This is a genomic window from Microbacterium sp. K35 (genome assembly GCF_004794375.1).
Taxonomy (GTDB): domain Bacteria; phylum Actinomycetota; class Actinomycetes; order Actinomycetales; family Microbacteriaceae; genus Microbacterium; species Microbacterium sufflavum.
Map to the genome: position 1 here is coordinate 1 of NZ_SSDM01000154.1, position 7,258 is coordinate 7,258.

General features: G+C 72.0%; 6 protein-coding genes. 1 reads left to right on the top strand and 5 read right to left on the bottom strand.

Translation table 11 applies throughout. The features are described 5' to 3' along the window. On the bottom strand, nucleotides 1-748 hold a 748-nt coding region (locus tag DW299_RS05120), incomplete at its 3' end, for a biotin--[acetyl-CoA-carboxylase] ligase (protein WP_136035934.1). Next, nucleotides 745-2,028, bottom strand: a complete 1,284-nt coding sequence (locus DW299_RS05125) for a CDP-glycerol glycerophosphotransferase family protein (protein WP_136035935.1) — start codon at nucleotides 2,026-2,028, stop codon at nucleotides 745-747. The genes DW299_RS05120 and DW299_RS05125, both read right to left, overlap by 4 nt. Nucleotides 2,029-2,176: 148 nt before the next feature. On the opposite strand from DW299_RS05125, the gene DW299_RS05130 reads away from it, so the two are divergent. Then, complete coding sequence (locus tag DW299_RS05130) at nucleotides 2,177-3,202, top strand: glycosyltransferase family 2 protein (RefSeq protein WP_136035939.1); 1,026 nt, start codon at nucleotides 2,177-2,179, stop codon at nucleotides 3,200-3,202. A 12-nt stretch (nucleotides 3,203-3,214) separates the two neighbouring features. On the opposite strand, the gene DW299_RS05135 is transcribed toward DW299_RS05130, so the two are convergent. The 3 genes from DW299_RS05135 to DW299_RS05145 form a co-directional block, all read right to left on the bottom strand. After that, nucleotides 3,215-4,651 (bottom strand): CDP-glycerol glycerophosphotransferase family protein, encoded by a 1,437-nt coding sequence (locus tag DW299_RS05135; RefSeq protein WP_136035936.1) that lies wholly within the window; start codon nucleotides 4,649-4,651, stop codon nucleotides 3,215-3,217. Further along, nucleotides 4,648-5,901 (bottom strand): CDP-glycerol glycerophosphotransferase family protein, encoded by a 1,254-nt coding sequence (locus DW299_RS05140; protein ID WP_136035937.1) that lies wholly within the window; start codon nucleotides 5,899-5,901, stop codon nucleotides 4,648-4,650. The genes DW299_RS05135 and DW299_RS05140 overlap by 4 nt, the downstream gene beginning before the upstream one ends. Before the next feature lie 51 nt (nucleotides 5,902-5,952). Beyond that, nucleotides 5,953-7,258, bottom strand: a 1,306-nt coding sequence (locus tag DW299_RS05145; RefSeq protein WP_136035938.1) for a S1C family serine protease, incomplete at its 5' end; no start/stop codon positions are given.

Genomic DNA, 7,258 nt, shown 5'->3' on the forward strand with positions numbered 1-7,258 from the left:
CGTCGCCCGCGGAGACCGCGCGCGTCGCGCCGTCGGCGACCACGAGCAGCCGCCCGTCCGGGTCGAGGGCGCCGGCGGTTCCTTCGAGCGAGCTGCCGTCGGGCAACGAGACGCGCACCGCCTGGCCGACGGTCGCACAGCGCGCCGTCACCGCGGCGTGCAGGCCACTGGTGAGGGCGTCCTCCCCCGCGGCGAGCGCCGTCAGCCACTGGTCGAGCCCCGTGAGGTAGGTGACGAGCAGCAGGTCCTCGTCGACGGCGGCGTCCTGCGCTGCGAACGAGGTGGCTGTCGGCACCGGCAGCTGCTCCCGCGACATGCGCGTGTTCACCCCTGCGCCGACCACCACGGCGTCGGCCGTCGCCTCCGCCAGGATCCCGGAGATCTTCGCACCGTCGACCAGCACGTCATTGGGCCACTTCACGGCGACCTCGCAGGCGGGCAGCTGTGCGGCGACCGCATCGGCCAGTGCGAGCCCGGCGGCGAGCGGGATCCAGCCGCGAACAGCCGGATCACGGGGAAGGTCACGGAGGAGCACCGAGACCGCGAGCGCGGTACCGGCCGGCGCGACCCAGGTGCGATCCAGGCGTCCGCGCCCCGCCGTCTGATCCTCCGTGACGAGCACGGACAGGTGCGGCCAGGCCCGCTGATCGGCCGCGGAAGCGCGCAGGTCGGCATTCGTCGAGCCGGTGGCCTCGACGACCACGAGTCGGGAGGCGACTGCGGCGGTGCGCGGCAGATCGAGGCTCATGCGTCCTCGTCCTCGGCTTCCTCGTCGTCGTCGTTCTGATCGTCGCGCACGGTCCCCACCTCGTGGGCGCGCCAGCGATCCCACTCCTGCATGAGCTGTTCGATCGCCCCGTGGAACTTCGCGGTCGCGACTCCGGGGGTGGTGTCGCCGAAGTAGTGCTGCACCCACATGCGCAGCCGCGCGACGGCCGCCTCGTCGGCCCGCACCCGGTCGACCTCGGAGACGATGTCAGTCGCACCCTCGACCGTCAGCCACTCGCAATCGGAGAGGTAGCCGGTGGTGTCGACGGCGGCCTCCGGGTCGACGGGGCGGGTGATCATCAGCGGCTTGCCGGCTGCGAGCCGGTCGTAGACCATCGCGGAGATATCGACCACCGCGACATCGGCCGCCGCAAGCTGCCACCCCAGCTCGGGACCGTCGTCGTACACGTGCTGCGCGGCGGGATCGGCCGCGTTGGCGGCGGCGATCGCCGCGAGGATCCGGCGGTGCGCGGCACCGTAGGCCTCGTCCACCACACCGCTGCGCGGATGGGGCCGGTAGATCACACGATGACGGCCGCTCGCGAGCAGCGCCGACACGAGCGCCTCGCCGTGGGAGGCGATCGACCCGTAGTGGGCGCTCGGCCGGTCGCCCTCCCACGTCGGCGCGTAGAGCACCACGATCCTGTCGTCGGGTGCGTAGGGCAGCACGCCCGAGTAGTGGTCGGCCTGCGGGCGGCCGATCTCGATCGTGCGACGGTCCACGTCGTAGTCCCACAGCGTGCGCGACAGCCGGTCGCGGGCGGCCTGCCCTGCCACGAACGCCCAGTCGTACGCCTTGTACTGGTTCGTGGTCATGTACATCTTGTCGGACTCGCCGTGGTTGATGAACACGTGCCAGCGGCGACCGTAGCGGAACATCTGGAAGTTCCGGGTGTTCTGGTTGACGTACAGCACGATGCGGATGTCCTGCGTCGCGATGAAACGCTCCAGATCGCGCACCTTCGGGACGAACGCGACGGGAGGCGCATCTTCGTCGAGCAGCTTCTCGGCTCCCGTCGCCTGGCGCGAGAGCACCACGACGGGCCAGCGCTTCGAGAGCTCCGCGAGGGGTCGGTACCACTGGCGCATCTGGTACATGTTGACCGCACCGTCGGCGAAGTACACCGCGATCTGGAAGTGCTCGGGCGGGTAGGGTTCCCGTTCGGCGAGCCGACGGCGCACGCGCTGCACGGCAGAGCGGGACTCGAGTGCCCGTCGCAGCAGACGGTAGGCCTTCTTCGCATCAGACAGTGCACCCATCCCTCCAGGATAGTTCGTCGCTCGCGCCCCTCCCGGCGGAGGGACGCGAGCGGTGGACAGCCCTCAGCCAGCGAGGGAGCCGCCGTGACATGATCGACGTGTGCCCCCAGAGAAGACGACCGACCCCGCGACCGGAGTGTCGTTCGTGATGCCGGTGCTCAACGAGCGCGCCTACCTTCGGCACGCGGTCGAGTCCGTCCTCGCGCAGGAGATCGGGGGTCCGACCGAGCTGGTCCTCGCTCTCGGCCCATCCTCCGACGGCACGACCGAGCTGGCACGCGGTCTGGCCGCCGCCGACGACCGCATCCGGCTCGTCGAGAACCCCGCCGCCCACATCCCGGTCGGGCTCAACGCCGCCATCCGCGCAAGCCGCTACCCCACGATCGTCCGGGTCGACGCGCACTCCGAACTCGCCCCCGGCTACGCGGCCCACGCCCTGCAGACGCTCGCACGCACGGGAGCGGCGAACGTGGGCGGCGTCATGCACGCGGAGGGGCGCACGCCGTTCCAGAAGGCCGTCGCCCGGCTCTACAACTCCCCCGTCGGACTCGGCGGAGGCGCGTACCACGGAGGCCGCACCGAGGGCGAGGCCGAGTCGGCCTACCTCGGGGTGATGCGCCGCGTGGTGCTCGACGAGGTCGGCCTGTTCGACGAGACCATCCGCCGCGGCGAGGACTGGGAGCTCAACCTGCGCATCCGGCAGGCGGGCCACGCGGTCTGGTTCGACCCGGAGCTGTCGGTCACCTACTGGCCGCGCGAGAACTGGCTGCGCCTGGCGCGACAGTTCCGGGCGACCGGGGCGTGGCGTGGGGAGCTCGTCCGGCGGTTCGGCCGCAGCAACGGCCTCCGCTACTTCGCGCCGCCCGCCCTCGTGCTGCTCGTGGTGCTGGCGGTGGTCGTCGGCGTGCTGCAGCTCACGGGCGTGCTCGGCGGGATGGCGTCGATCCTGGCGTCCGTGCTCGTCTACGGGCCGATCGTCCTGTACGTCCTGCTCGTGGTGGCCGTCGCCTGTGCGCGCGGCGGCGGAGACCTGCGGCAACGGCTGTGGACTCTCGCGGTGCTGCCCACCATGCACCTGTCCTGGGGGCTCGGGTTCCTGACCGGCGTGCTGCGCGGTGCCAGAGACACGGTGGACGCCTCGCGCCTGGGCAGCCGCAACACGCCGCTGCCCTGACCTGCGGGGTGATCAGCGGGTCACGAACCCCAGGTCGAGGATGCGGTCGACGACCCGTCGCGCCGCGTGCCCGTCGTCGCGCGTGTTGAACTGCCGACGCCACGCCGCATAGCGCTCCGCGTACCTCTGCTCGTGCTCGGGATCGTCGAGCGCCGCCACCAGCTCGTCCTGCGTGCGCACCAGCGGACCGGGAGCCCGCTCGGCGAGGTCGAAGTAGAACCCGCGCAGCTGCCCGCGGTAGTGGTCGAGGTCGGGGACCAGGAAGTAGAGCGGCTTGCCGGTCACGCTGAAGTCGAACATCACGGACGAGTAGTCGGTGACGAGGGCGTCGGCGGCGAGCAGCAACTGGGATGTCTCCGGGTAGCCCGTGACATCGATCACACGGGCCCCTGCCCTGTCCCTCCCCTGCTCGAGCGTGCGGGAGTGCCCGCGGATGAGCACCACCGCGTTCGCCTGACGGGCGAGGAGCTCGGGGTCGACGAAGTCGACCATCTCCGCGCGGTCGTCACGCCAGGTGGGCGCGTACAGCAGCACGCGCTCCTCGTCGCCGATGCCGAGCGCCGCACGCACCGCCGCAGGGTCGCCCGTGATCAGCGCGTCGTTGCGGGGGTAGCCGTCGACCCAGATCGGACGACCGAAGAACGCGTAGGCCTTGCGGAGGATGCGCTCGGCGTAGGTGTTCTGCGCCAGCAGCACGTCCCACCGCCGCGATTCCTTCACCACGGCCGCCATGCGGCGGGGATCGAAGCCGGGGCGGTGCAGGGCGAGCCGCTTGAGCGGGGTGCCGTGCCACGTCTGCAGCACCTTCTGTCCCGGCTTGCGCGCGAACCGTCGGCGCAGCCAGTCGTTCACGATCAGCAGACGTGCGGCACCGCGGGCACGCCACCACTCCGGGCTGCCCTCCACCACCGCGATCGCACCATCGGGCACGGCGACCGACAGATCGACCACGCTCCAGTAGCGCCGCACCTCCGGCGCCCGCTGCGCGAGCTCGCGGTCGATGGCCCGCGGGTTGCAGCCGACGCTGCGGCCGTAGAAGCTCTCGAAGAACACCGCGTTCTCGGTGCCGCCGGCCTGCGACACGTAGCGCTCCTCGAGCGTCGATCGCCCCTCCGGGGTGTCGTACACCGGATCGATCGGCGCCGCGATGCGCACCGTGGCGCCGTCGACCGCGATCCGCACGCCACGCAGCACGACGGGAGCGATGCGGAGTTCCGTCACATCCACGCCCTCGATCGACAGCGCGTACTCGCCCGACGGCAGCGGCAGCTCGGGCCCGCCCCACCGCGACGCCTGCAGCGGGAACGTCGCCTTCCACGTCTTGCCGCCACCGGTCAGGCGGGCGGACACCCGTGCCCGCGGTCCTGCGAGCTCGGCGATACCGGGTCGCTGGCCGGGCCCGGCGATGATCAGCGCCTCCGCCTCGACATCGATGCGGGCCGTCGTCATGCTGCTCCCTTCGGCGCGGGCACACCCCGCGAGCGGATCGCCCGGTAGACGCGACGGGTGTTCTCCCCGTCGCGGAACGCGTGCATCTCCGCGCTGAGCGTAGCGGACCGCGTCGCGGCATCGGCGAAGGCGGCGGGATCCCCCAGGAGCGCGTCGAGCTCCGACAGCAGCGCCTGCCATCCCTCGGCCGCACCGGTCGTGGCGACATCCGCGTAGCGTCCATAGAAGCCGCGGGTGCGGGCGTACTCCTCCGCGTCGGGCGCCAGGAACGCGACCGGCATGCGCAGCAGTCCGACGTCGTACGCCAGCGACGAGTAGTCCGTGACCAGCACGTCGACCGCGGCGAGAGCCGGTGTCACATCGGGGAGCACCGCGCTCGGCAGCATCCGGACCCTGGCGGTCGGCAGGGGCGGCGCGTAGGAGCCGGCGCCCAGGGGGTGCGAACGGACCAGGAGCACAGCATCGTGGCGCTCCAGCAGCCGCACGACCTCGATCCACTCCTGAGCGGTCGGGACGGACGGATCGGGAGCGCCGTCACGCCACGTCGGCGCGTACAGCAGCACCCGAGCGGCGGGCGGCAACTCCCCCGCGGCACCGACCAGCACGGCGCGCGCCGCCGCGCGGCGTTCCGCCTCGGTGCCGGCGGACAGCACGTCCACGCGCGGCTCGCCGGTCACCACGACCCGGTCGTCGCCCAGTCCGAATGCCGACTCCAGGCGCCCGCGGGCCCGGTCGGATGCCGCGGGCAGCACACGGATGCGCTGCGCCGTTGCGCGGTAGAGCACCCCGATGAGGCGCCGCAGCAGCGGGGCACCCGGAACCGGCGGAACCTGTGTCGTCGCGGGCGAGTCGAGCCCGATGCGCTTGAGCGGGATGCCGTGCCACAGCTGCACCACGAACGCACCGCCGTTCGCGTACCGGTTCACATCACCGAGTCCGTGCGTGACCACAACGACTCCGGCCCGCGCGGTCGCCCACCAGCCGCGCAGCCCCGAGCGGGGAACGGTGCGGATGCCCAGCGCAGCGGCGTCGCGCGCCTCGCGGTCGTCGGCCGTGAGCCAGAGCGTGTCGTGACCGAGAGCGGCGGCGTGACGCTGGAGCGCAAGAGCTCCGTCGCCGATCCCGGCGCCGCAGCCGAAGACCCAGCGCCGGCCCCGGGGGACGAGCAGTGTGCCGAGGCGTCCGAGGGCGTACAGCGGGATGCGGAGCAGCTTGGCCGCATTGCCGGTGCCGAAAGAGAAGGACGCCACCCCGCGAGCCTATCGCGCGAGGTGGCGTCCCTCCGTCCGGAGCAGGGTGCCTCAGCCGGCGAGCGTCCCGAGCGTCAGGTCGACGTCGTACTCCTTGCCGCCGCGCACGTAGGTGACGGTGGCTTTGCTGCCCGCAGCCGCCGCGCGCACCTGCGCGGTGAGGTCGGTTGCGCCCGTGATGGGGACGCCGTTGAACTCGGTGACCACGTCATCGGCCTTCAGACCGGCGTCCGCCGCGGCGCCCCCGGGCGTGACGTCGGCGATGTACGCCCCGGACACCGTGGCTCCCTCAACACCCGAGGCGTCGCGGACCGAGGCGCCGAGCAGCCCGTGCGTGGCGGCACCGCCGGCGATGATCTCCTCGGACACGCGCTTGGCGATGTTCGAGGGGATCGCGAAGCCGATGCCGATCGATCCCGAGTCCTCGGAGTTGCCCGAGCTGGCGATCGCGACGTTGATCCCGATCAGCTCGCCCTTGCTGTTGACGAGCGCACCGCCGGAGTTGCCGTGGTTGATCGCGGCGTCCGTCTGGATCACGGCCACCGAGATGGAGTCCGTCATCTGCTGGCCGCCGCTGCCCGGGATGTCGAACTGGAACGGGCCCTGGCCCTCCTGTGGCGACTGCTGCTCCGGCGCATCCTCGGACGAGGAGTCCGGCAGCGCCGACGAGGCGATCTGGATGCTGCGGTTCAGCGCGCTCACGATACCGGTCGTGACCGAGTTCGCCAGGCCGAGCGGGGCGCCGAGCGCGACCGCGGTGTCTCCGACGTTGAGCTTCGACGAGTCGGCGAACTCGATCGGGGTGAGGTCCTTCGCGTCGGTGAGCTTGATGACCGCGAGGTCGTAGATCGGGTCGGTGCCCACGACCGTGGCGTCGTAGATGCGGCCGTCCGATGCGGTCACCCGGATGGTCGGGTCGGCCACGGCACCGCCGAGCGTCACGACGTGCGTGTTGGTGAGCACGTAGCCGTCCTTGCTGATGATCACGCCGGAGCCGCTGCCGGCCTCCTGCGATCCCGCGACCTCGATCGTGACGACGGAGGGGAGGGCGGCGGTGGCGACGGCCGTGGTCTCGTTGACCGATCCGGGGTTGTTCACGGTGACGGTCTGCGGGCCCTGCGCGGTGCCGGACGACGGGCGATCCTGCAAGCCCGTGAGAAGCGCACCGCCGCCGAACCCGGCGACACCTCCCACGAGGGCGGCCGCCACGACGAACGCGGCGATGCGCGTTCCTCCGCGGGACTTCTCCTTCGTCGCCGCGGGGGCGTTGCCGTCGGACGGCGCGTGGGCGCCGGAGGGCGCGGTGGCGGGGACGCCGAATGCGGCGCCCGGAGCGTTCGGAGATCGGAAGAGCGTC

What these genes read in the sequence shown, in the direction of transcription:
- DW299_RS05125 (WP_136035935.1), bottom strand. Translation starts at nt 2,028, where the DNA reads ATGGGTGCACTGTCTGATGCGAAGAAGGCCTACCGTCTGCTGCGACGG.
- DW299_RS05130 (WP_136035939.1), top strand. Translation starts at nt 2,177, where the DNA reads ATGCCGGTGCTCAACGAGCGCGCCTACCTTCGGCACGCGGTCGAGTCC.
- DW299_RS05135 (WP_136035936.1), bottom strand. Translation starts at nt 4,651, where the DNA reads ATGACGACGGCCCGCATCGATGTCGAGGCGGAGGCGCTGATCATCGCC.